25 protein-coding genes are annotated in these 26,580 nt (G+C 28.2%); 3 read left to right on the plus strand and 22 right to left on the minus strand.

Features of this window, described 5'->3' with window-relative positions:
* Nucleotides 1-236 precede the first annotated feature (236 nt).
* The 7 genes from L1S46_RS21815 to L1S46_RS21845 all read right to left on the minus strand — a co-directional run bounded on the left by L1S46_RS21815 (nt 237) and on the right by L1S46_RS21845 (nt 6,496).
* Nucleotides 237-923 carry a response regulator transcription factor gene (locus L1S46_RS21815; RefSeq protein WP_238900934.1) on the minus strand — a complete coding sequence of 229 codons (687 nt, stop codon included), beginning with the start codon at nt 921-923 and terminating at the stop codon, nt 237-239.
* Nucleotides 924-1,079: 156 nt separating this feature from the next.
* The gene (locus L1S46_RS21820; RefSeq protein ID WP_238900935.1) at nt 1,080-2,315 is read right to left on the minus strand and encodes a HAMP domain-containing sensor histidine kinase; all 1,236 of its coding nucleotides are present in this window, start codon (nt 2,313-2,315) and stop codon (nt 1,080-1,082) included.
* Nucleotides 2,316-2,525: 210 nt separating this feature from the next.
* Nucleotides 2,526-2,729, minus strand: coding sequence for a hypothetical protein (locus L1S46_RS21825; protein WP_238900936.1), 204 nt, complete (start codon nt 2,727-2,729; stop codon nt 2,526-2,528).
* Between the two features lie 27 nt (nt 2,730-2,756).
* Nucleotides 2,757-3,434 (minus strand): hypothetical protein, encoded by a 678-nt coding sequence (locus L1S46_RS21830; protein WP_238900937.1) that lies wholly within the window; start codon nt 3,432-3,434, stop codon nt 2,757-2,759.
* A gap of 213 nt (nt 3,435-3,647) precedes the next feature.
* The gene (locus tag L1S46_RS21835) at nt 3,648-4,592 is read right to left on the minus strand and encodes a 2-hydroxyacid dehydrogenase (RefSeq protein WP_238900938.1); all 945 of its coding nucleotides are present in this window, start codon (nt 4,590-4,592) and stop codon (nt 3,648-3,650) included.
* Nucleotides 4,593-5,115: 523 nt separating this feature from the next.
* Nucleotides 5,116-5,637, minus strand: coding sequence for a dCTP deaminase (gene dcd / locus L1S46_RS21840; protein ID WP_012060750.1), 522 nt, complete (start codon nt 5,635-5,637; stop codon nt 5,116-5,118).
* 115 nt (nt 5,638-5,752) lie between these two features.
* The gene (locus L1S46_RS21845; protein WP_238900939.1) at nt 5,753-6,496 is read right to left on the minus strand and encodes a hypothetical protein; all 744 of its coding nucleotides are present in this window, start codon (nt 6,494-6,496) and stop codon (nt 5,753-5,755) included.
* Nucleotides 6,497-6,748: 252 nt separating this feature from the next.
* On the opposite strand from L1S46_RS21845, the gene L1S46_RS21850 reads away from it, so the two are divergent.
* Nucleotides 6,749-7,078 (plus strand): HesB-like protein, encoded by a 330-nt coding sequence (locus L1S46_RS21850; protein ID WP_238900940.1) that lies wholly within the window; start codon nt 6,749-6,751, stop codon nt 7,076-7,078.
* 127 nt (nt 7,079-7,205) lie between these two features.
* Here L1S46_RS21850 and L1S46_RS21855 read toward each other — a convergent pair whose 3' ends face one another.
* From L1S46_RS21855 to L1S46_RS21875, 5 genes are all read right to left on the minus strand, one after another.
* On the minus strand, nt 7,206-7,865 hold the full coding sequence (locus L1S46_RS21855; protein WP_238900941.1) for a hypothetical protein: 660 nt from the start codon (nt 7,863-7,865) through the stop codon (nt 7,206-7,208).
* A gap of 91 nt (nt 7,866-7,956) precedes the next feature.
* Nucleotides 7,957-9,291, minus strand: coding sequence for a VWA-like domain-containing protein (locus tag L1S46_RS21860; RefSeq protein ID WP_238900942.1), 1,335 nt, complete (start codon nt 9,289-9,291; stop codon nt 7,957-7,959).
* A 146-nt stretch (nt 9,292-9,437) separates the two neighbouring features.
* Nucleotides 9,438-10,526 carry an ATP-binding protein gene (locus L1S46_RS21865; RefSeq protein WP_238900943.1) on the minus strand — a complete coding sequence of 363 codons (1,089 nt, stop codon included), beginning with the start codon at nt 10,524-10,526 and terminating at the stop codon, nt 9,438-9,440.
* 17 nt (nt 10,527-10,543) lie between these two features.
* Nucleotides 10,544-11,323, minus strand: a complete 780-nt coding sequence (locus L1S46_RS21870; protein ID WP_238900944.1) for a hypothetical protein — start codon at nt 11,321-11,323, stop codon at nt 10,544-10,546.
* A gap of 570 nt (nt 11,324-11,893) precedes the next feature.
* Nucleotides 11,894-12,685 carry a GTP pyrophosphokinase family protein gene (locus L1S46_RS21875; RefSeq protein WP_023973943.1) on the minus strand — a complete coding sequence of 264 codons (792 nt, stop codon included), beginning with the start codon at nt 12,683-12,685 and terminating at the stop codon, nt 11,894-11,896.
* A 203-nt stretch (nt 12,686-12,888) separates the two neighbouring features.
* Between L1S46_RS21875 and L1S46_RS21880 the strand changes: the two genes are divergently transcribed.
* Together L1S46_RS21880 and L1S46_RS21885 are read left to right on the plus strand one after the other, a co-directional pair.
* Complete coding sequence (locus L1S46_RS21880) at nt 12,889-13,569, plus strand: DUF2225 domain-containing protein (RefSeq protein ID WP_238900945.1); 681 nt, start codon at nt 12,889-12,891, stop codon at nt 13,567-13,569.
* A gap of 39 nt (nt 13,570-13,608) precedes the next feature.
* Nucleotides 13,609-14,562, plus strand: a complete 954-nt coding sequence (locus tag L1S46_RS21885) for a methyl-accepting chemotaxis protein (RefSeq protein WP_238900946.1) — start codon at nt 13,609-13,611, stop codon at nt 14,560-14,562.
* A gap of 89 nt (nt 14,563-14,651) precedes the next feature.
* Here L1S46_RS21885 and L1S46_RS21890 read toward each other — a convergent pair whose 3' ends face one another.
* From L1S46_RS21890 to galU, 10 genes are all read right to left on the minus strand, one after another.
* Nucleotides 14,652-15,530, minus strand: a complete 879-nt coding sequence (locus L1S46_RS21890; RefSeq protein ID WP_238900947.1) for an aldose 1-epimerase family protein — start codon at nt 15,528-15,530, stop codon at nt 14,652-14,654.
* Nucleotides 15,531-15,720: 190 nt separating this feature from the next.
* Nucleotides 15,721-16,410, minus strand: coding sequence for a metallophosphoesterase (locus L1S46_RS21895; RefSeq protein ID WP_238900948.1), 690 nt, complete (start codon nt 16,408-16,410; stop codon nt 15,721-15,723).
* A 26-nt stretch (nt 16,411-16,436) separates the two neighbouring features.
* Nucleotides 16,437-16,697: an EscU/YscU/HrcU family type III secretion system export apparatus switch protein gene (locus L1S46_RS21900; RefSeq protein ID WP_238900949.1), complete on the minus strand. Its 261-nt coding sequence runs from the start codon at nt 16,695-16,697 to the stop codon at nt 16,437-16,439.
* Nucleotides 16,698-16,838: 141 nt separating this feature from the next.
* Entirely contained in the window at nt 16,839-18,722 is a 1,884-nt protein-coding gene (locus L1S46_RS21905; RefSeq protein ID WP_238900950.1) for a flagellar hook-length control protein FliK, read from the minus strand.
* Between the two features lie 281 nt (nt 18,723-19,003).
* Nucleotides 19,004-20,074, minus strand: a complete 1,071-nt coding sequence (buk, locus tag L1S46_RS21910) for a butyrate kinase (protein WP_238900951.1) — start codon at nt 20,072-20,074, stop codon at nt 19,004-19,006.
* 434 nt (nt 20,075-20,508) lie between these two features.
* Nucleotides 20,509-20,736 (minus strand): small acid-soluble spore protein Tlp, encoded by a 228-nt coding sequence (gene tlp, locus L1S46_RS21915; RefSeq protein WP_023973947.1) that lies wholly within the window; start codon nt 20,734-20,736, stop codon nt 20,509-20,511.
* A 321-nt stretch (nt 20,737-21,057) separates the two neighbouring features.
* The gene (gene tyrS, locus L1S46_RS21920; RefSeq protein WP_012060770.1) at nt 21,058-22,278 is read right to left on the minus strand and encodes a tyrosine--tRNA ligase; all 1,221 of its coding nucleotides are present in this window, start codon (nt 22,276-22,278) and stop codon (nt 21,058-21,060) included.
* A gap of 298 nt (nt 22,279-22,576) precedes the next feature.
* Complete coding sequence (locus L1S46_RS21925) at nt 22,577-23,725, minus strand: RNA-binding domain-containing protein (protein ID WP_238900952.1); 1,149 nt, start codon at nt 23,723-23,725, stop codon at nt 22,577-22,579.
* Between the two features lie 206 nt (nt 23,726-23,931).
* Nucleotides 23,932-25,014, minus strand: a complete 1,083-nt coding sequence (locus L1S46_RS21930) for a diguanylate cyclase (RefSeq protein ID WP_012060772.1) — start codon at nt 25,012-25,014, stop codon at nt 23,932-23,934.
* A 632-nt stretch (nt 25,015-25,646) separates the two neighbouring features.
* Nucleotides 25,647-26,522: a UTP--glucose-1-phosphate uridylyltransferase GalU gene (gene galU, locus L1S46_RS21935; protein ID WP_012060773.1), complete on the minus strand. Its 876-nt coding sequence runs from the start codon at nt 26,520-26,522 to the stop codon at nt 25,647-25,649.
* Nucleotides 26,523-26,580 lie beyond the last annotated feature (58 nt).

The following is a 26,580-nucleotide window of genomic DNA, read 5'->3' on the forward strand; positions in this document are numbered from 1 at the left end:
TTTATTCTACCTCCAACCTTATAAAATAAACATATTACTTTTTGAAGTTTACACGAAAGTCTTGACAGACTCCTATATTTATGTGTCAACTTACCAGAATCATAAATATTTTGTTCCGAAAAGCTATGAAAATATATTCACATACTAATTCTAATTAATAATTTAGGCATCTATATATACTATTACTTTAGTTAAACTCTTACTTTTATTTGATAATATTATTTCAATATTGAAACTTATGAATTAAATCTATATCCTGTTCCCCAAAGGGTTTCAATATACTCTGGATTTCCTGGATCTTTTTCTATCTTCTTTCTTAACTTTTGTATATGGACTGCCACAGTTGCTGTATCTCCGTAATAATCATCTCCCCATATTCTATCGAATAATTGATCTTTAGTGAAAACTATATTTGGATTAGAAGCTAAAAATATCATAAGCTCATACTCCTTTGTAGTAAGAATAACCTCTTTTCCATTTACGAAAACTTTATGTGAATCTGTTCTTATCTCCAATGCTTTATGGCTAATAATATTAAGTTGGGGTCTATTTCCTGATAATCTCTCATATCTAAGCATATGAGACTTTATTCTGGCTACTAATTCTGCAGGACTAAAAGGTTTTGTTAAATAATCATCTGCACCAAATCCTAACCCCTTTATTTTATCAATATCTTCACTTCTTGCTGATACTATTATTATAGGTATTTCATATTTTTCTCTAACTTCTCTTACTATTTCATACCCATCTTTGCCTGGTAGCATTAAATCAACTATTATAAGATCATATGTACCAATAAGAGCTTTTTTTAATCCTTGAATACCATCCTGAATTATTTCTACTTTATAACCATTTAATTGAAGATACTCTTTTTCTAGTTCAGCGATATTTATATCATCTTCTATAATTAATATTTGTTTCATATGCTTCCTCCTCTTTATTATTTATGACTTAAATGACACATGTCAGATATCTATGATTCGTATCACTATTTAATCACGAATAACATCTGCACACTCCTTAGCATTGTGCCCCTTCTTGGTATAAATTCAGCTATAGTTCTCTCCATCTGAAAAGCTTCACTTTATTGGTAGCTCTATAGTAAACGTACTTCCTTTCCCCATTATACTTGATGCATAAATTTTTCCTCCATGAGCTTCTACCATTTCCTTTGCAATTGCAAGTCCTAAACCTGTACTCATAAAGTCTTTTGTACGTTCTGTATCTATACGGTAAAATCTATTAAATATATTTGAAAGTTTATCTTCTGGAATCCCAGCACCATTATCTTTAATTTCTATCTTAATCCATTCATTATTATTACTTAATTCTACTTTAATTATTGAATCTTTTTGCCTTCCATATTTTATAGCATTCCCTATAACATTCCTAATAACTTGATATATTCTTTTTCCATCTATGTTAATTTCTAATTCTTCCGACAACCTATCTTCAAATTTAAATTCAATATCCTTTTCTTTAAGAACAAAATTAAACTCTTCCATAAGGTCACTCATAAATGCCTTAAATTTGACTATCTCAAAATTAAAATCTAATTTTTGCATATCTAATTTTGAAAATAAAAACAAATCATCAATAAGGTTATTTATATAAGTAGTATTATTATGAATTATATTTAGATAATTGTTCACTTTATCTGGTGAAGTAACAACGCCATCTACTAAGGCTTCAATATATCCATTAATTGAAGTAATTGGCGTTTTTAGATCATGGGAAATATTAGCTATCAATGCTTTTCTATTTTCTTCATATTCAAGTTTCATCTCTTCAGATTTTTTTAAGGTTTCAGCCATCTTATTAAAATCATATATTAAAATTCCTATTTCATTATATACGTCGTTATCAATTTTCACGTCATAATTACCCCTAGCTATCTGTTCAACACCATCTTTTAACTTCTCTATAGGTTTCATAATTCTTTTTTCCATTCTCATAGTGATATATATATGAGAGCTTTGATGAATAATAAAAATTATTGCAAAAAATATAGTAATTGCTTTTACATCTACAAATTTAAATATAGAAAAAACAAGTAATATGCTTATTAAAATTCCCGTTGGACGCATCCATCTTAGATATCTATGTATCCTATTAAATTCATTAAATTGTTTATGATGAGACTTATGATGTATTTTTTGATGCTCATAAACTAACTCATAACGCATTTCATTTAACTCTTTAAGTTTTTCAAAAAATTCTCGATGTTCTTCATCAATTCTATTATGAAAATGAGAATGAACTCTTCCTCTAAACCTTCTAATGCTTTCCACCACCTTAAAATAAATTTCTACCATTGTAATGATTATAACATTACAAATTAACTTTTAATAAATTAAATTAAAACCCCCTATTAATAATTCTAATAAAATCATTCTATGAGATACTTAATTTTTTACTTGGAACAAAGTTCCTTATTTACTTATTTATTTATAAATGAAAATCTCTAAATAATTGAATTTTACATCAATAATTTAGAGATTTCTGAATTTCAACCCCTCTTTACATTAAGAAATACTCATTTTTCTTAATAGATTTTTCACATCAGTTGCATATATATATTTATTATCTTCTTTAATCATCACTCTAGTGCGACATTTAAAGCATTTATTATCACAATGCGTTGTCTCAAATTGAATTCCTCTATTATTTAGAACTTCAACTAATTCATTATACTTTCTAGTGTTAGTACAAATAAGATATTTGGGCATTTACTACTATCTCCTAACTCAATTAATTTACCAAACTAAATCTAGTGATCCATTTACAGCATTTTCGCCTTTAGAAGAAATTTCTACTTTCTCAACTTCATTATTTTTATTTGCGTATATTTTTAATATAGCATCGCTGTTTTCAGAACATAATAGTTCTTTTATAAATTTATGATGCTTATGAAAACCTCTATCATCACTTTCCTTCATTTGTCTTATATGCTCCATTATCTTTTCTTCATCCATTCCTTTATGGAATTCTTTAAGCATGTCCTTGATTTCTTTAAATACCTCTTTCAATTCTAAAGAAATAATAGCCTTTTCATCTTTTTCCTCTACTTGCACATTATTTAATAAATTTAATATAAAAGTAACTTTTGAAAGTCCTCCTTTTATTCCACCGTGACCATGCATTCCGTGCATATTCATTCCATGATTATGCATTCCTCTATGAAATCCATGATGCTGGCACTCCTTTATATTAAATTCAGAATTACTATCATGTTTTACTTTTTTGCCTTCAGCATCTAAATCAACACTTATGTTAGCTTTTGTTTCCCCACTTTTAGTATTAGTTTCAAATTCATTGGAAAATGATAATACTTTTACATCTCCTTTAGTTGCTTCCAATTTTACACTTCCTTTAAACACTTCTTTTTCCTTCATAGTTTTAAATACATCATATAATACTTTAATTTTATTCATTTATAACGCCTCCCAATATTTTCAAAGATTTATTTCCTTGCTTGTTATGAATTCATTATAAAATCTAATTTTAAAAATCTTTTAAAGCAATTATAAAAATTTTATAAAAAAATAGAAATCCCTCAAAAGGGATTTCTATTTATACTATCTAAGAAAAGCATCGAGGCTTCTCTTACCAGGTTGCTAATTCTAAATTAACATATATAAATTGACTTATTTAATTACATTTTGCGGAGTACCTTTTAACCATTTTTTTATATTATCAAAAACAATAACCGCTCTCTTTTCGAAAGCTTCCGCTGTTGCAAATGCAACATGAGGAGTAACTATTAAATTCTTTGCTCCAAACAATACATGATCTGTAGGAATTGGTGGCTCAATTTCAAATACATCTACTCCCGCACCAGCAATTTTGCCATTATTTAAAGCTTCCGCAAGTGCTGAACTATCTAAAACAGGACCTCGTGCTGTATTTATTAAAATTGCACTTTCTTTCATTAATGATAATTTTTCATTATTTATTAATCCTTTAGTGCTTTCATTTAGTGGAACATGAAGCGATACTATATCACAAGTAGCCATTAATGTATCTAAATCTACAAATTCGATTCCTTCAACATCTTTTTTAGTCCTGCTATAAGCGTATACATTACATCCAAATGCTTTAGCAATTGCGGCAGTTCTCATACCTATAGCTCCTGCCCCTACTACTCCAAACTTCTTTCCTGCGAGTTCAAATCCCACAAGCCCATTCTTTGTTCCACCTTCTCTAGTCACCTTATCACATGGTATAATATTTCTATATATAGAAATAACCATACCAAATACTAAGTCTGCAACTGCAGCAGTTGAGTATCCAGCGCAATTGCATACTAAAATGTCTCTTTCCTTACAGTAATCCATTGCAACATGATCTACTCCTGTAAACGCAACACAAATCATTTTCAAATTTGGACAGTTTTCTATTACCTCTTTTTTATATGGAAGATTGGATAGTACTACAGCATCAGCATCTTTGCTTCTTTCTATTAATGTTTCGGTATCTTCTACTCTTGTATCATAATATATTATGTCTACTTCATTTCCTAAACTATCCTTTGCCATTCCCAACAACTTATCCTTATTTACACCTAATGGCTCTAATATCACTAATTTCATTTTCTTCATTCTCCTTTATATATTAATTTATATTTAAAAATGATTTGTCAAAAGTGCTTTATATATATATTTATATGATACATCCCCATCAGAATCTTTTGAATAGATATATGCGAAATTTTTTATTTTAATTATCCTCAGATAAAAAAAGATTCGGATATTTTCTTCTAGAGTATCTAAGAAAACATCCGAACCTTTTTTCATATTAACCAACATATAAGTGATATTTCTGAATGCAATTTCGGAAATAAAATTGAAATATCAGTATATGATGAATTACATGAATTTTCAAATAGTATTTACATGTCTTATTTGTTGCTCCAAGTTACTAACTCTTAATTTTATTATTATAAATAAGACTTAGTAAGTTGAGCATATTTACGAACTTAGTTTTAAAATAATAATGTATAGATTTTGAGCAATATGATTCATTCGTTATAAGAGTGCTTCCCTTGCATTGCCTGATGACTTAATGCAGATTTTGATGCTTAAAATTTTTAGAACGTATTGCTCATAAATACAACTATTTTTCAAAATCTTTATACATTAAACTTGGCTGTATTCCTTTATTATTCTGATATTTTCCACTGCTATATAAATCATATTCTCCATGGATATCATGATAATATATTTGACATATTTCTACGTTAGGATAAACTTTTATTGGCTGAACACAAAAAATTTCTAACGTCCAGTAGCCTGAAAATCCAATATCTCCGAATCCAGCTGTAACATGAATAAATAACCCTAATCTACCTGTTGAAGAGCGCCCTTCAAGCATAGGGACATATTTACTAGTACTAGTAAATTCATTTGTTCTTCCTAAATATAATTTACCTGGTTCTAATAATAATCCATCCTCTGGAATTTTTATAACTTTTGTTGGATTTGGAGTTTTCATATCTAAAATATCATTTTCATAAACTAATAATTCATTATGTAAAGACAAATTGTAACTATTAGGATTTATTTTTTTCTCATCAAAAGGTTCAATTATTATATTACTACCAATATTTTTTAATATTTCTTTTCCTGATAATATCATTAGTTCTCCTCCAAACTATATACTTTAATAAATAGTTCATAATGTATTGTTTTAATGTATTAAAGCTAATAAATTCTAAATGCCTAACCAATAATATCACAATATATAAGAAAATTTATGCATTTAAGATTTCTTTAAACTCAAACAATACTTTTTTAACATTCTCTTCATCTAAAGGCTTATAGCTATTTAAATATCCTGAAGCATCTAGAGCTTCATATGCTTTCTTACTCATTGAAATCCAATTTTCAGGTATATAAATCCACACTATATCCTCATATTTACAACTTAACAAAAAATGTTCCAATCCTCTAAATGCATATTCTTCAATTTCGTGAAGTTCATTTAGAATTTTATAATCCTCGACTATTTTAGAACTTAACTCACATTTATATATATCTACATAGAAGAAATCAAATTTATTTTTTTTGGCTTTAAAGGCATCACCTTTTATTATTCGTATCTTTTCATTTTTAGGAAAATTATTATTATATAATTTTATTATTTCTTCACTAATTTCATATACTATTACTTCTTCTACGCTATCTTTTCTTGCAATTTCTTGAACTACATATCCAATACCAAGTCCAATTACGCCAACTTTTCCGTGGGCAAAAGAAATTGCCCCATATGAACTTTCAACTAGCTCTGGTGTTAGCTTCATTAAATCATTACCATTTTTATATAATTGAACTATATCTATATCATATTCTTCTTCATTTTCATACATATAACCTTGTAATTCTTGCTTTAATATGGTATCTTTAACTATTTTATAGTCGCCACAAGTTCCTTGATTAATTAAGTCACTATATCGCTTTATCTCTTGGAACACAAAACTTTTATTATATGGTTTCATAGTTAATTCCCCTTCTTACAATATTTAATGCAAAATCTTTAGTAGTCCTATTTATTATAGCACATTTTCCAATTTATGTATAATATTGTATAATTTATTTATTAACATTATATATTCAATAAACCATAATATAATAGCACATTCTTAGCCATAATATAACTATTAATATTAACTTTTTATTTTAATATATATATGCTATACTTACTTTAATGATTTAATATCATTAATATTTCATAAAGTAGGTGTTTATATATGAAAAATGTTAATATAAGTGAAGAAGCTTATAATGAATTTAAAGCTTTTTTAGACGAAAATAAAATAACTGATTTCAATATTAGAATAAATTTTGCTGGTTATGCATGTAGCGGTCCAGTTTTTAACATATCTGTCTCAGAAGCTACTGATGCTGACGAAGTTGAAAAAATGAATGATATTTCATTTATATACGAAAAATCCCTAATAGAACAATTTGGTGGATTTATAGTACTTTCTTCTGATGAAAATGAAGGTAATGGCTTAAGCTTAAAGCCTGTTATAGCGCCTGAAGGCGGATGTGGTGGTTCTTGCTCAGGATGCCACTAAAATCATAATAAAAAATGTAGAATAAATGAAGAATATTTATTCTACATTTTTTTTGTTGTTATGAGTTCTTGTACCATCTAACATTTCCCTTACAAAAAGCTTGATTCTTACCCTACAGTTAATCACTTTACTTATTTGTACTATCCGCCGACTCTATTTTCCACTGCACATTTCCATAGTCATCACTTATTTTATATATACCTTCCAAAAGATCTATCCAATAATGATTTTTTATAACCTTACTTTCCTTATCTTCACCTGTAGCTCCCTTTAAATTTTCTTCATTAAATTCATTAAAGTATTCATATGTTTTTGAAGAAATCTCATACATATATTTAAAAGATTGTAAATCTTCACTTTCTAGCCTTATTTTACTTGATTCATTTTTCATCTCTTTACTTAAAGTAGACAGCATATACTCCTTTATCTTTTCATTTATATTATTTTCCATTATCTTATCAGTTTTAATTACCTTGGAAAAAAACGGTATCGCATTTTGAGTATATGCTCTATACTGTTGCCATAATTCTATTATGTCATTAGACATTTCATCATAATTCTTATAAAGTTTTACTAAATCTTCATTTTTTAAACTATTCTCTTCAATTCCTTTAGACAATATGTCCATATTGCTTTCATTTCTTTGCTTAAAATCCTCTATCTTAGTATAGGATTCCTGACCTATTTTATATTTGTAATTATTTAATTTAAATACTACATATATATTAAGTATTATACTTACTACAAGAAGTATAGATAAAAACCTTGTATAATCTGTAATTTTCATTCCTTGGGTCAAGAATATCACTCCTCTATACTGTAATTTATTTTAACATATTACCTTATATTTGCCTATTTAAAATTGGTTAATAATTTCCCTATCTAGCCCAGTCGTGTATAGCTTCATTTACCATTTTCAATCCAATATTTCCACCTGAGATTTCTTTCTTTTCAGTATTTATTCTTTTAATCTCTCCATAAGGATTTTTTAATGATAATTCTTCATTTCCAGATACAACCCATATAGTTTTTTTGTTGATTGGCTTTACTTCAAGCTCTCTTTCTCCAACACCATCTGTAAAATATATTAATACAGCACTTCTTAAATTATTTTCATTTATATACTTAAATACAGGTGTAAATTTCGTAGATCCATTATCTTTGCTTCTCTTTCTTATGTCATTCTCATTTCTTAAGTCATATACTTTTCTAATTTCACTATCACATTCGATAATTGTGATTTTATTTTTAATATTTGAAGTTATAGACAGTATCTCCACTAGTATCTTATGCATATCACTGTCCTTCATGCTAGCACTTATATCTATTGCTACAACTAATTCAGTTTGACTTTTAGGTAGCCTTCCTCTTAAATCTAATCTTTCCGGCTGTCTTCTATCTCTTCTTGTTATTGTCCTCTTATATCCTGATTTCACACTTGGGAGTATATTCTTAAGAACGAGTTGCCAAGGTATTTCTGCCTTTTCTTTATATGCTAAAATTATGTTTTCTAATCCTTTTGGAGTGTTTTCATTATAAGCACTTAGGGCTGTTTTCTTAGTCAAATTGCTAATATCTTCATCACTTATTTGAGCACTTTCCCACAAATCATGGACTTTTGACATATCCACTTCATATTTCGAATCATCATCTTTATCAACTTTATCTTGCTTTATTCTAGACTTAATTGATTTATGAATTTCTTCTGCATATTCCTCGACACTTCTATTTTCCTCAAGTGATAAATTATATTCCATGTTAACTGCATAAAGTCTTTTGCTAAAGGGTGGTAAATCTTTTATATACTGATTAATTGAAATATCTAAAGCAACATTTACCGCTTCTTTACTAAATCTAGCCTTCAATTTTCTTTCTCTTTCAAAATGAGAATTCATTATATGATATATTTCATGTTTAAATAATGCTGCCATTTCTTTTCTATTACAATCCAAAAATAAAAATGGATTAAAATACATCTCAAATCTATCACGCTTTGGAATAGTTGCTATTGGCGCTGTTAATGTAGTATTTATTTTCCGTTGAACTCTAAGCATGAATTGCCCAAAAAAAACATCTTGAGTTTGCAGCAAATATAATATAATATCCTCTACTAGCTCAAAGAAATTTCTTTTATAATTATCACTAAATTTATCATCTTCACTCAATTGATAGGCTTCTTTTAAAAGTTGCTGTCTTTTTTCTTCAAAATCCATACTCTCCTCCCCCTCTTTTATTGATTACTTGCAATAAAATTAATTTGTAATAGCAATTTTTAGATGTAACTTTACTTTTTAAAGGAAACTCGACTCACGTTCGTTCGCTGAGTAAGTTCGATAAGCCAAATCATAGATTTGGATTCTCACTTAAATATATTAAAAAATGCTTCTAAGAACTCTTCAGTACCTAGTAACTTTTCATATAGTCCACTTTCCTTATAATCTCTTTTTATTTCCTTCATAATACCAAGTCTCAAATCTCTTGGATATAAATTTAGAAGTTCTGAAAATAGCCTTAAATTCCTTTCTATCGGCATATTTTCCAAATACCTTAACGAATTTTTAGACAATATGTATAATCTAGAATGATTTTCTTTTTCTATTTTTTCCTTTAGATCAAAATTTAAAATATCACTGCTGAATATATCTTCAACCTTTACTAAAGGTGTTTTTAGGTTTATCAAAAAGTTTCCAAAATCATTTGCAATACTAATCCCAACATTTCCTTTTACAACATTTAGTAGAGTATCTAAAGAGTATTTCCCCTTATTTTTTACAAATACCTTATATGCTTTTGATACTCTCTCCCAGCTTCTTGGAGTAGCCTTTATTGTTTCTTCTGAATCAGGAGTATGAAGATATTCAGGAAATGTAGACAAAAATTCTATGATATGTTCATCTATATTTCCATCATTACTCATTCCCCACTTAATCCATTCTTTAATATCGGAGTCTAACCTCACCCAGACAAATCTATCTTCTTGAGCTGGGTCCATATCAACAACATCATATTGACTATTATTAAAGCCATCATTTTTATTAGAAGGATTCATTGCAGCTATTACTTTAACTCTCTCATCCAAAATATATCCATTAATCTCTCTATTTAAGATAAGATTCATAAGTTCTTGTGCTACGGCATGATCGCATCTATTCAATTCATCTATAAATAAAATGACATCTCTATTTATATCTTCATCTAATGCTTTTTTGATTTCAATTAGCTTACTATGTGTCGCATATATAGTCGTCCTATTTTCAACTACAGGTAGTCCTCCTATTTCCCCTTCCTTTAGCAAGTTTGCATCTATTGTAACAAGATAATATCCATTTTCTCTTGCTATACGCTTAACTAATGAAGTCTTTCCAACTCCACTTTCTCCTATAATTAAAGGCACATCATTTGATACGACTACTAAATCTACTGTATTTAAACACTCTAAATAATTCAATCTTTTCGCCTCCATTCTTATATAGATAATTTATAATCTACTAGCAACTTTTTGGCATTTTTGCTTCCATATTCTCTTACAAAATTAATTTTATCCATTTCCAAAACCTCTAACTCTAAGAAATCTTCAATATACTTCTTACTAATATCTTTTTCTTTGATTTTTTCTTGAAGCACATCAATTACAAGTTCTACATCTATGCTTTCATAAATATACTTGACTACATTTATATTTTCATATATAAATTTCTTTATCTCATCTAAATCATAGTTGGAAATATAATTTATAGCTTCTCCATTTAGCTCTATTGCCTTTATTTTCGCCTTAAGGCTTGGATTCTTTATAAATCTAATTGCTACATAGTAGTTTTCTATAGCCTTAAGCTGAATTTCTTCAGAAGGATTCTCTATATATTTAATTGCATCATAGTCCCTACTAACAGCTAATAATTGAAGTTCCTCGCTAGGATTCTCTATAAATTGTATAGCCCATCCTTTAGTCTTAATAGCTTCCTCTATCACCTTTTTAGTAGGATTATTTATTAACTCTAAAGAGTTCCACAAGCTTTTAACACACATTATAGCAACTTCTTCATTAACGTCTTTAATATATTTTACTGACAGCGGGGTATTTGCAATAGCTTGTTTTTGCACTTCCTTGCTCGGGTTTTTAATATATTTAATATTGTTACCATTATTCTTAACAATAAATAACTCTAATTCCTCATCAACTTTGTCTATTTCCTGAATATATTCAGGATTGTTTCTCAATCTCAATAATAGTTGATCTCTATCCATTTTTATCTCCTTATTACATATATTAATTTCGTACTATATTATTTCTATATAAAACATTATACTTGATATTACTGACATATTCACTATGCTTGATTAATAAATACAATATCCCCTAGAAAATAAAAAAATCGCAGGCGACTGTGGTTAAGTTCCGTATTGTGCTTCGCACTCTTTTCATATAAGTTCCGTATTGTGCTTCGCACTCTTTTCATATGTGTAGATTTTTTTTACGCATCTGTCTTTTCGAACGAATGTGAGAAAAATCTGCACATTAGAAATGGCAGCTATGCACCTATAAAAAGAGTAGCTATGCTACAATACTGAACTATTCTGCATATAAGAACATTTTATGAAGGCGAATAAGATTTCTTTTTATTCTTTTTAAAATACCAAAACTATTCAATCAACCTTTTTTAAGTTACACACATATTTTACTAGAATATAAATTCCTAAAGAATAAAAAACATAGCTGCAGATATTTCTTTTAAATATTGAAAATCTACAGCTATATTTTAAACTATTTGAACAACAAAGCATAATTTTCCTTATGAACTAAATATACAAAAACTCTTAATCTGTATATTTTTCAATTTCTCTTTTAACAGAAAACAATAAACTATTTAGCTCCCAAACTTCGCCATCTTCTATTAACTTATTCAAAGTTTTTTGGAATCTGGCTGCCTCTGTTTCCTTACCTAGTGAAATTAAAGTTAATAGTAAATTCATTATATTTGAAATTAAATGTGATTTAACCTCAAACAATTTTTGAGCATCCTTAATTTCATCTTTGATTTCTAACATTTCTTCATCTAATCTAAATGCTGCATCTGCAGATCTTTTAAGTTTTTCCTTTAATTGTTCTGGTATATGTTGCTTATATTTGTAATTAAGAGAATGTTCAATAGTTGCCCAGAAATTCATTGCTAATGTTCTTATTTGAAATTCAGCCAAAATTTCAACTAGTCCTTCTGCCATATTTACAGGATATTTTATTATCATATGATAACTTCTATAACCACTCTCTTTAACATTCCTTACATAATCCTTCTCATAAAGAATCTGCATATCTTTACGTTCTCTTAATATCTGCACTACTGTGTCTATATCATCAACAAACTGACACATTATTCTTATGCCTGCAATATCCTCAAGTTCATATCTAATCCTATCTATTGGTATTTCAAATTTGTTAGCTTTTTCTAACATACTTGATACTTCTTTTACTCTTCCTGTTACAAACTCTATAGGTGAATATTCATTTTTTTTTCTATATTCTTTTCTAATTGATTTTAACTTAACTTTCAGTTCATCTACTGCTTGCTCATAAGGCATTAAGAAAACCTTCCAATCATTCATTGCCATTATATCACCCTTTAATACATTACTATCATTTCTCAATTTCATCCTTATCTATTATATCAAAAACTTTAAATTAAGTGTAATTAATAATAAATAAACTATTTAAAAAATATTCATAGACTATTTATGAATGCTTTTAATATGTTATAATCAATGTATAATATAGAATTTTATTCTATATTGCATTTTTAATGGGGTGACTGAAAATGAGTGATACGAGTATATTAAATCATCTTTTTGACAAACAGATAGTCTGTCCTGTTTGTAATTCACATTTTAAAGCTAAAACAGTTAAATCTAAGTCACCACGAGTTATTTCTAAGGATTCAGATTTCTTTATAAGATACTCTGTAGTAAATCCGTATTTTTATGATGTATTAATATGTAATTCATGCGGCTACGCTGCAATGAAATCAGATTTTGAAAAACTAAAATCACATAAAAAAGAACTTGTTTTAAGTAACGTAACACCAAAATGGAAACCAAGAGAATATCCATATATCTTAGATGAAAAATTGGCAATTGAGCGCTATAAATTGGCTTTATTAAATGCTATGCTTATTGATTTGCCAAATAGTACAAAAGGTATGATTTCTCTAAAAATTGCTTGGATGTATAGGTTACTGGATAATAATATTCAAGAAACTTTGTTTTTAAAGCAAGCTCTCGAAGGATTCAACACCGCTTATATGACTGAGATTTTTCCTATATATGGCTTACAAAGAGATTCTTTAATGTATCTTTTGGGAGAATTAAACCGAAGATTGGGAAATAATCAAGATGCATTACAATGGTACTCTAAAACTATTGTTAATACAAATTCTTCTTATAAAATTAAAGAGATGGCTCGCGTTGGAAAAGATTTAATTAAAACTGCCAACACATAAAAATATATTTTTATTTATCATTTCAAGGGGGAATATAACATGGGATTTTTTAATAAAAACAATAATAAAAATACTACTATGACAGAAACTATTGTATCAAATGTTTCTAACAGTGGGGAAAACAATACTAACGCTAGTCAAAGAAATTTAACTAACATCAATGATTTAAGAGAAAAAGCTGTTTTAATTGATAGTTCTATAAAAAACGCTTCGTCCACTGCATCAGAATTAGTATCTTCTGCTGAAGCTCAAAGCAGAGAAATAAGTAATGTTAAGAATATCTTATCAGGTTTTCGTGCTAATATGGAAGACTTAGCAATTAACATTACTAATGTTCACATTAAAGTGTTGGATACTGATAAATTGGCTGATACAGGATTAAATACAATAGGAAATTTAGATACATCTCTAAATGAGCTTGAAGACGCTTTCACAATATCAACTTCAACAGTAAATGCTTTGGTATCAAAACTTGAATCTGTAAACAGTATAACTGATTCTATAAGCCAAATCGCAAGCCAAACGAATCTTCTATCATTAAATGCAGCTATAGAGGCTGCAAGAGCTGGTGAAGCTGGTAAAGGCTTTTCTGTTGTCGCAGGTGAAGTTAGAAAACTTGCGGAAAACTCAAAACTTGCTGTTCAAAGTATAACTAGTATACTTGAAGAAATTAAAATAGACATATTAAAAGCTTCTAATGCAATGAATTCTGGTAATTCTGCATTAACAACTCAACATAACTCACTACAAGAAGCTAAAACTAGTTTTTCCGATATTAAAACTTCTATAGAAGATGCCACTGAAGAAATTAGCACTTGCATAGAAAATTTGACTACTGCTTCTGAGGCAAAAGATACTGTTATTAATTCAATTGATAACATAAGCGTTCTTTTCAAAGAACATGAATCTTTATCAAAAGAAATTATTACAGATCTTAATAGCCAAGAAGATGCTATTAAAAAGATGAGCAATTCAATAGAACATTTATCATAGATTTTAAAATTTATTTATTAATAAACAATAGAAAGCTATCTAATATTTTCAATTAGATAGCTTTTATTATTTCAATTATACTATAATTTTTACTCTTCAATAGAAATTATATAGCTACAGTTAAATTCTTTTCCTTCTTCTAAGAACATTATTCCTTCTTTATCCTTAAAGTCTCCATTAAAATCGCCATAGTCAGCATGACCAAACCAAGGTTCTATACATACAAATGGAGCGCCATCAACTGGAGCCCATATTCCCATGTAAGGAAATCCATCAAACTCCACACTTAAAGACTTATTATGATTCTTTGATTTTATTGTAATTTTATTTGATTTTAAATCATCAAATACTAATGCATCATCTTTAAATATATCTTTTTTAAGTTCAATAATATCACTATTAGTTAAATAATCTTTTTTTTCATGGGTAAAATATGTATTCTTATCAAAACACATAATTGAGCTATTCTCTCTCTCATTAAACTTAAGATAATAATCCTCTAATATCTCTGTTTTTTCAATTGGACACATAAATGCCGGATGAGCTCCAATTGAAAAATAGATTTTTTTATCATCCAAGTTGATAACTTTATAACTTACCTTTACACTATTTTCTTTAATAGTATAAGTAACCTGGAAAGAAAACTTATATGGATATACTTCAAGACTTTTATCTGAGAACTTTAACTCAAAAGTAATAGATTCATTGCTTTGACTTAGCAATGTAAATTGAGAAATTCTTGCTAATCCATGAGATGGTAATTCATATTCCTTTCCATCAACTCTATACTTAGAATCCTTTAGCTTGCCTATTATAGGAAATAAATGTGGTGCGTGGTATTTCCAATATTCCGGATTCCCATTCCAAAGATATTCAGTACCTTCCTTCTTACCTGTTATAGAGTGTAGTTCGCCTCCATGTTCACTAGCAGTAATTTTAATTTTTTCATTTTCTAAGGAATAAATCATAAAACGTCACTCCAAATCTTATTATAATTATGTAAAGAAATATAACCTACTTATTCCAGTTATATTTATAATAATATATAAATACAATTACCCAATTGCTTATTATTAATATTATTCAGATTAATTTTAGACTCCAACAAATTTTCTATTTATATTTGTTGAATTAAATTTCATTCTATATTTATCTGCGTCATAATATCTTTTTAGGATCAAAATTCAAATAATCTGCTGATGTTAATATATATTCTACTCCATCTAAATATCCATTCAATACTTTCCCAAGTAGTATTGGACCATGCAAATGTCCATATATAACTTTTTCTACTTTGTATTCTTTAATCATTCGTGTAAATTCAGATTCCTCAAATTTATCATTTGTAGGAGGATAATGAAGCATAACAATTATCTTTTCAAATCCATTATTTTTCGCAGCATCTAACGAAAGTTTCAACCTTATTTGTTCTCTAGTATATATTTTTTCATCTTTGCTAGTATATTTATCCCCGCCTGGGCACATCCATCCTCTAGTCCCACATATAGCATAATCTTCATAAGTATAAAAATTATTCTGGAGAAACTTAGTATTTTCATACATCTTATTTAATTTTGATATGCTCCCCCACCAATAATCATGGTTTCCTTTGCTTATAATCTTTTTACCTGGTAATTCATTTATCCAGTCCAAATCATATTTACTATCATTCTCTTTTAAAGACCAAGATATATCTCCAGCTATAAGCACCATATCTTTTTCAGTTATTTTTCTAAGCCAATTTTCTTTTATTTTATCAGAATGCGCTTTCCACTTATCTCCAAAAATGTCCATTGGCTTTTCAACATTAAAACCTAAGTGTAAATCTGAAATAGTATAAAGTGCCATTTTCTCACCTTCCGTGTTTCTTCTGTCTATAATCTCTTCTTATCCAAATCAGTAAGAAAAGCAATTACATGAGCTACTGCTTCATATAATTCCGTAGGAATTTCATCTCCAACATCTACATTACACAATAAATCAGTTAGCTCTTTATTGTATACTATTGTTACTTCGTTTTGCGTTGCTTTTTCTATTATTTTATCTGCAATATGCCCCATTCCGGCTGCTGTAACTACTGGTGCATCGCTATTAAATTCATACTTTAATGCTGCGGCTTTCTTCCTCTGATTCATATTCCTGTACACTCCTAACCAATATTTTCAATAGTGCTAAAATGTACAATTAAAGCTAAAATTCCTTACGATCTAAAAGCATTATAATTAAGACTCCTTTATTGCACATTAACTGCGTATTTTAAATGAATACACTAATTATTATACCTTAATATCGATAGCAGAAATAGTTAAATCGTTAAAGAAATTTCTACAACTTACTAAGTCCACAGGCTTTTCCTTCATGGATACACTTATATTAACAAACAACCCAAGTGTTGATAACCCATCTGCTAACTTAGATTTATTATTGTTTAAAATAGATGCAAAATAACTTTCACATTTTAAATTTACATCAATTCTGTTATCTCTTAATGTCAAATATCCATCGACCTCTCCTAAATTAGCTGTTTTAACACTAACAACCATTTTAGCATTAGTCTTATCTATTTTTTTACCATCTTTTCTATTATCCTTTATTATTAGTTTACATGGATATTCTTGGCTATTTGCATTTATAGGAATATTTAAATAATAATACTCATTGCTTATGGAATTGAATACCTTAATATCATTTATATTATTTTTTATTAGATCCATTATTTTTTCATATCCAGCATCCTTTAAATCCACATGCGCTATTAAATTCTTAACTATATCCCTTACTCCATCTATTTTAAATTTCATATCAGCTTTTATAGCTTCTTCGCTATCTAAATTACTTCTTAATAGTAAATCCTCATTTTTTAGATCAGCAAAGTTTTCCTTAAATGATGTTGACAATTCCTTAGGCTGTATATTTCCGTCTTTATCATTAAATACTGTTTCTTCATAGTGATCTTTTCCTTCAATTCTATTATTCAATAATTTATTGAATTCTTTATATTCACTATCAGTAAGTTTAACTTCCCTGCCTTCAATATTACTTAATAATATTTCTAATTTATTTTTATTTGATGATTCTATAAGACTTTGTGCTTGTGTCTTGGGTACACTATCAGTTGTCATGCTATTACCCATTGTTTCCTTTATTAGCTCAACTATTTCTTTATTATTTAATTTCTCAACTAACGAAGGTGGAAGATTTACTTTTTGAGTATTTAAATTATTCTTTTCATTATCAGCAAACTTTTGAGCTATATTTAATTCACTATCTTCACTTCCTGCTAATGTTTTTAATACATCTAGAACATTTATTTTCCTATTTGAAGGATCATTCTCATTATATAACTTCGATGCTATTGCTTTAGTTGTATCTGTAGCATTCTTCATAAGGTCAATTTCTCTATCTATTGTTTTATTTTTAACTACAGTCTCAAAGTTATTATTTGGTGATTCTATAAAATTTAATGACTCATTCATCTTTTTTAATATTTGCTCTATTGATGAATTTCCTTTAAATAACTTGTTAAAACTATCTATACTTTCTTCCGAAAAATCCAAGTTATTTTCTATAAATGTAAGTATATCGTCTTGTGACATATTCTTAAATTCATTCAGGAACTTGGTAAGCATCTCTTTAACAGCTTGACCTTCCTCACTATTACCAGATATGTTTTTACTTTGAAGATATGTTTGAATAAATGCATCTATTTCTTTTGGATTGGAACTTACCTTTCCATTAAATTGAATTAATCCTTTAATTAAATTAATATTATCTCTAGTTAGAGGAAGATTACGCTTAACCATCTGTTTTAAAATATCAATATCATCCTTTGAAAGGCCTTCTTTATCGATTATTTCCTGAAAGCTTTCATCGCCACTTGATTTTTCATCTACAGAATCTTCTACTAGTTTTAATTTTAACTTCCCATTTTCAAATCCGTTTACTTGGAACTTAACTAACTTAAGATCATCCAAATTGATATTTCCCTCAAGCTCAGCAATAAATTGCCATCCATCTGATAACTTGACTGTAATATCTTTTCCATCTCCCTTTGCAACTACTCTTCCTGTAAAGCGTTCCCCTACTTCAAAAGTTAACTTGCTAGAAATTTTTTTTGTATTTATATTATATCCATTATTTATATTCCAAATTCCTGGCATATTATCTTCTCCCCTACTAATTTCATTCGTACTTTCCCGATCACTCTATTATACTTATCGTATGAACATAGCATAAGTTAACTAAAAAATAAAATGTTATTAATTACAATCTATATATTCAGCATGATTAATCTATTATAATATTATCCGAGTACACACATATTCGATATAACATTATATCATTTATACTTGCAAATTTTAAGGTTATAAAAAATAAGGTGAAGCTTCCTTTTTAAAGAACCCTCACCTCTATCATTATCTTATTAAATTCAATTAATAATCTATTTATATTCTTTAACTTCTTCTTCTCCGTTAAGTACTCTAATTACGCCTTGTGCTAAAGCAAGCATTTCATCTTCACCAGGATAGATCACTATAGGTGCTATAAACCCTACTCGTTCTCTTATTAGATTGACCATAGGCTTACCATATGCCATTCCCCCAGTTAAAATTATAGCGTCAACATTACCGTTAAGCACTGTTGCTGCCGCACCTATCTCCTTTGAAACTTGATATCCCATAGCATCGTGTACCATCTTAGCCTTTGGATCTCCATCTAGTGCAGCACTTTCTACAACCCTAGCATCGTTTGTGTCAAGATAAGCTACAAAGCCACCTTTTCCTGTTATTTTCTTTAAGATTTCTTCCAGTGTATATTTTCCGCTAAAACACATTCTGGCCAAATCGCCTGATGGAACTCCACCACTTCTTTCTGGTGAAAAAGCCCCTTCTCCATCAAGTGCATTATTAACATCCACTATTTTTCCTTTTTTATGTGCTCCTACAGAAACGCCACCACCCATGTGTGCTACGATAACATTTACATCTTCATAATTTTTAGAGTTTTCTCTAGCGTATCTTTTAGCTACTGCCTTTTGATTTAGCGCATGAAAAATACTCTTCCTTGGAAGCTCTGGAACACCTGACAATCTAGCTATTTCTTCCATTTCATCTACTACTACTGGATCCACTATGAATGCAGATTTACCAATAGATTTCGAAATTTGATTTGCTATTATAGCACCTAGATTAGATGCATGCTCTCCTTTAATACTTTCTTTTAAATCATTTAACATATTATCATTTACATTATATGTGCCACTTAGGATTGGTTTTAAAAGCCCCCCCCTGCCTACTACTGCATCTAATTCCTTTATATCTATTTTATTATCTTTCAATATCTTCAATATAACTTCTGTTCTAAAGTTTTGTTGATCAGAGATATGCTTAAATTTTCCTATTTCTTCTGAAGAATGTCTTATAGTTTCTCCAAATACTTCCTTTTCATCCTCAAATACAGATATTTTTGTTGACGTAGAACCTGGGTTTATTATTAATAATTTATAGCTCACACTTTTTCCTCCCTTAAGATTTTATTTTCAATATTCCAATATGACCTGTAAAATTAAATTTTATAGTAATTCAAAAATATTAATTGCTACTGCCATTAATGAAAATTTTGTAGAAAATACAAATATGTTGGCGATAATATTATATACTGTATATTGAATTGTTACAAGAAATAATTACTATATAATTTAAACCTTTTCATCACCTTACTATTATAACCTGAAACTATGTAAATTAACAAATACTTTTTTTCATATAATTAGGATATTCATTAAGCTTTTAAATAAAAACCACTTGTGACTTATAAATAATTCACAAGTGATTTTTATTTTACACCTAGTAACTTAATATATTTGAATAAGGTATACTATATATTAATAATATACTTTATACTTTATTTTTTTGTTAAATGCTATTAAATTTATGCTTATTTCTTCTACTTATATCCTCTTTCTTTATCCAATGCTTCATCTCTAATTTCTTCTCTCATGCCTCGAAGCGCTTCTTCTCTTCTATCATTCTTCTCTTTTAATGTTTCTTGCATTTTAGGATCATCAGTTTTTTCTATCATTTCATCTGCAAGTTCGCAATTCAAGATGGTTCTATCAATGTTATATTGAATTCTATCTACATTATCTTTTCTGTTATCTAGTTTATTTTTCATAATTGTATCTCTCCTTTGTTTCAATATTAGAATTACTTATATTCAAGTAATTTTCATTTTTTATTATTTACAAGATAATAATTTATTATGTACAAACATATGATACCCGTAAAAAATATAAATACTAATCTGACTTGCCGATACATCATCATAAAATATTATTAATATGTTTGTATGTATTATAGATGAGACTGCCATATATATGATTTATACTTATTTGGCAACAATATTTGAAAGCTTTTATTAGTATTCAAAAAAACAAAAAGTTGTTAACTAAAAGTCTTTACACCTTCAATTAACAACATATTTTATATAATAAAATTATTTAATTTCTATCTTATTATAGTTTTTCTTTCCTCTTTTAATTAATACAGCACCATCTTGGAAGTCTTCTTCAGTTAAGATTCTATTAACTCCCTCAACTTTGACTCCATTGATAGACAAGCCGCCTTGCTCAATTAATCTTCTACCTTCTTTTTTAGATGGAATAATTTTAGTACTTGCCATTACATCTAATATAGGTAAACCAATTTCTTCTTTGGCTATAGTAACAGTTGGAACATTTGACATATCAGCTCCACCAGCAAATAATGCTGTTGCTGCTTCTTCTGCCTTCTTAGCTTCTTCTTCTCCATGAACAAGTTTAGTTATCTCATACGCAAGAACTTTCTTAGCTCCATTTATCTCAGCTCCTTCAAGCGCACCTAATCTCCTCACTTCATCCATTGGCAAGAATGTTAATAATGCCAAGCATTTTTCAACATCTGCATCATCTACATTTCTCCAATATTGATAAAAATCATATGGTGAAGTTTTTGCTGGATCTAACCATAACGCGCCTCCAACAGTCTTACCCATTTTTTGTCCTTGACTATTTGTAAGTAAAGTACAAGTCATAGCCATAGCTTCCCCTTGAGCTTTTCTTCTTACAAGTTCAACTCCAGCTATCATATTAGACCATTGATCATCTCCGCCAAGCTGCATTTTACAGTTATATTTTTGGTTTAATTCATAAAAATCATATCCTTGCATTAACATATAGTTAAATTCTAAGAATGATAATCCTTTTTCTAATCTTTGTTTAAAGCATTCTGCTGTTAACATTCTGTTTACAGAGAAGTGAACCCCTACTTCTCTTAAGAAATCAACATAATTAAGATTTAAAAGCCAATCAGCATTGTTTGCTAATATTGCCTTACCATCAGAAAAATCTATAAATCTCTCCATTTGTTTCTTAATAGAATCTACGTTATGCTGAATATCTTCTTTAGTAAGCATTTTTCTCATGTCAGTTTTACCACTTGGATCTCCAACCATAGCAGTTCCACCACCAATTAAAGCTATCGGTCTATGTCCCGCTCTTTGCATATGAGCCATAAACATCATTGCTATAAAGTGTCCTACATGTAAGCTATCTGCTGTAGGATCAAACCCTATATAGAAGGTTATTTTTTCATTCTCCAATAATTTTCTTGTTTCTTCTTCATGTGTAAATTGTTTTATGTATCCTCTCTCTAATAGCTCATCTAATACATTTGCCATTATATAGTACCTCCTAAAATTTTCTTATTTAAGTTAATATAAACTAATTGCAGATTACAAGTCCAGATTATAGAAACTATACGTATTTCTCAAAAATATATTTTAGCTTCATAAATTTATTAAACTTTTCATCATAACTTTTTGTTACCTAAGTTTTTAACTTATACTGCATTTCAGGTTAATAAAGTAAGATTATTCTAAATTTCATATTAGAATTACTTATTATAGTATATCCTCAACCTTAAATTTTGGCAATAATTCATATTTTATATACACTTATTTAGATTTAAACTCCATGTCATTTAATTTCAATGCCCGGCAATATCACCTTGAAACTATGTTCTGCTCGTGAATTAATAAATTTAACTCTGCCTTTCCCTTTAAAAGAATTTTTAATAATTGTAAATCCTCTTCCGCTATTTAAAAATCTTCTTTTCTCATCTAAAGAAATTAGTTTTTCATATAACCAAATATTTCTTTTATTATAATTGGTTCTTTGCCCTTTTACATTTTCATCTATGAACTCACCAGGGCTTGAAATAATAATTTTATTCCTATCTATAATTATTTCGATTATTTTATTCAAATCAAAGTACTCCCTATATAGAACTGCATTCTTTATTGCTTCAATTATTGCTTGCATTGGATAATTCTTTGGTAATATCTCTTTTATTTTTTCTTCTGCACTATCTATCATAGATAAAAGATTTCCTTGAATTATGTGCAATTCTCCATTGGTTTTTTCTAACTTATTAATGATTTTTATCATATTGTTAGGAATATATATATAATTCTTATCAGAAAATACAAGCAATCCTCCATATGTGCATTTAAGAGGTGCGCCTTCTTTATGTTCAAAGGCTATTCCTGCACTTAACAGTAAAAATCTCTTATTTTCTTCATTAATTTCTATACCCTTTTTGCTGAAATATTTATTAACCAATTCCATATTTAGAATATCAATGCTACTTTTTATAAGAGGGCATGTTTCAATAGTTAAGCTTAGATTTTCCTCAAATAATACAATTAATTCTTGCTTTCTCATTACATCTGTAGTAGAACCTCTCCTTATATAAAAAGCTCCATTATCCCTAACTTGATATGGCTTTTGTCCCCCATCATAAATTGATATTACGCCTATTTTCTTATTTTTAATCTCTACAAAATCAACTTCTATTGGTATTGGAGGCTCACATCTTGTCGTTATTATTTGCTGTATCTGCTCTTCTTTAAACATGTCATTTTCTTGTATGCCTATAATATTCTTTGTTTTATCTTCAACTCCAACAATTATATATCCTCTTCCCCCACTCGAATTAGCTATGGCACATATATCTTTAGTTAATTCTTTCTTACCTGTCTCACAGAAAAGCTCTAGTTTCAATTTAAAATCTAACTTTGTTCCTTCTTCTCTTTTTATCAAAGATAGTAACTTTTTACTATCCATAATATACCCTCCTTATATATTTATTAATAAATACCACAAGTTACAAAATATTTTACCGGATGCTTTAAAGATAATATAAATTTATCCAATAACTACTTTTTAATTTAATAATAATTTTTTTACTTATCCACTATAAAATATTATTAGCCTAAATAATAAAAAAGCATTCTTATTAATATAAATAAGTTTGCTTTATAATATTATTATTAGATTTTAAATATATTTCCACTCAGAACTCTATTCTTACCACTTTTTTTAGCTTTATATAATAAATCATCAGCCTTACTTATAAGTTCATTTAAGTCTGTACCATTTAAAGGGAAAAATGAAATTCCAAAACTTGCTGTTATAGACTCATCTCTACCGTTAAAATTTATTTTACTACCTTCAATTGTACGTCGTATAGCTTCAATTTTGCTATATACATTATCCTCACTAGTAAAATCCGAAATATATAGGATAAATTCTTCCCCTCCATATCTGGCGAAGATATCATTTTTGTCTATTCCACACTTAATAATATTAGCTGTGTTAACCAAAATCTTATCACCAAATTGATGACCATATGTATCATTTACCTTCTTAAAATCATCTATATCTATCATTACTATGGCAAATTTATCGTTTAATTTTCTATTCTCCTTCTTTTCTAAGAATTCAAAAAAGTATTTCCTATTATATATTCCAAGTAGAGGGTCTCTTTGATTTATTTTTTCTAATTCTTTATATAGCAAAGAATTTTCTATTGCAATTGCAATCTGGTTTGCAATTGATCTAAGGAAAAGTTTAAGCTCTATGTTCATAAATTTATAGAGATTATGTTCTACTACTATATATCCAATAAATTTTTCTCTCAGCTTTATTGGCGATCCCATAATTGAATGTATGTCTATTTTATGTTCTCCAGTCTGCTTCAAAGGCTTTCTGGAATTAACTAAGAATTCCTCGCCCTTGTTTATATGCACAAACTCCTTAGAAGTTAGATTTATATTCATATTCTCAATATTGCTTGCCTTAACTATTAACTCACCATTTTCTATCATAAATATGGTTGAATATGTAACTCCTAGTATTCCAAGAATCATGTCATTAATTAGAGATATTAAATTATCACTGCTAAAAAATGTATTTATATATTTACTTACTTCTATTATATTAGATAAAGAATCTATGCTCTTTTCTAGTCTTACGTTTTTCTCATTTAGTTCTTGTATATGTTGTTCTGAAAACTTCTGATATGTTTCATATTCTATCTTTAGCGATTTATACAGCTTCTCATAATCCTGCATTTGTCCCACCATCCTCTAATCATACGAACTCCATGATTATATAACAACTTAAATTTACCATTATTTTATACTTAATACAATTATACTACAAGTAATAAAATAATTGAATACAATTACTTCAAGCTGTTTGTAAATTTTACTATATCTTTAAATTGCATATGCCAGCATGTACACGCCACAAAAAATTATAATAAGGTTAATTATAATTAGTTCTTTTTATAACGATTTTTACTATATTCTTCATCTCTCTTCAATTACTAGGAAAATTTTCATGAATTGCATCTTTCAATTTAGGATAAACTAATATTACAAAATTAATTTTACGAGGAGACAAAATAATGAGATTTATACAATGGCTTTTAGGTGTATTTATATTTTTATTGATATGTACACTATTTATACAATTTGGTAATTCGGTATTAAATATTGTATTACTTATTTCACTAATTATATTTGGTATAAGATTTTTAATTCAAAAGTATACCAATCGTTATTAGTTTTTAAAAGTTCAACTTCTAACATTAGATTTTTATATACATATCAAAACTACTATCGTTATGTATATTTTATAAATTAATAAATCCTAAAATATACTTTAGGATTTATTAATTTAATTACTCTTAATTTATTTTCTAATAGTTATTTTCCCATGGCTTAGAACTTAAATAATCTATAAATTCATCTCTTAATTCATCTTTCTTTAAGGCAAATTCTATTGTTGCTTGCAAGAATCCAAGTTTATCTCCCACGTCATATCTTTTACCTTCAAAGTTATATGCATACATAGCCTCAGTTCCAATTAAAGTTTTCAATGCGTCTGTTAATTGAATCTCTCCACCTTTTCCTGGCTTAGTATTTTCTAATATATTAAATATTTCTGGTGTTATAATATATCTTCCAAGTATAGCAACATTACTTGGCGCTTCTTCGGTATTAGGCTTTTCAACTAAATCTTTTACCTTATAAACTCTATCTTCAACATGTATTCCATCTACTATACCGTACTTGGAAACATTTTCTTTAGCTACTGTTTGAACTCCTAGGATAGTAGTTTTATATTCGCTATAACAGTCTATTAATTGTTTTAAGCATGGTTTTTCGCTATCAACAATATCATCACCTAGTAAAACAGCAAATGGTTCATTTCCAACAAAAGTTTTTGCACAATGAATTGCATGACCTAATCCTCTTGGTTCTTTTTGTCTTATATAATGTATATCAACCATATCAGATATATCTCTTACTAATTCAAGTAATTCTGATTTTCCAGACTTCTCTAATTCTAATTCTAATTCTACTGATTTATCAAAATGATCTTCTATAGATTTTTTGTTTCTACCTGTAATGATTAAGATTTCTTCAATTCCAGAAGCGATTGCTTCTTCAACTATGTATTGAATTGTTGGTTTATCAACTACTGGAAGCATCTCCTTTGGTTGTGCCTTAGTTGCAGGTAAAAATCTTGTTCCAAGACCTGCGGCTGGTATAATAGCTTTTTTTACTTTCACGATATATCATCCTCTCATCTTATTATTGGTAATTTAAATATATTAAGCCATAATAAAC

Source organism: Clostridium sp. YIM B02500 (assembly GCF_022324665.1).
Classification (GTDB): domain Bacteria; phylum Bacillota; class Clostridia; order Clostridiales; family Clostridiaceae; genus Clostridium; species Clostridium beijerinckii.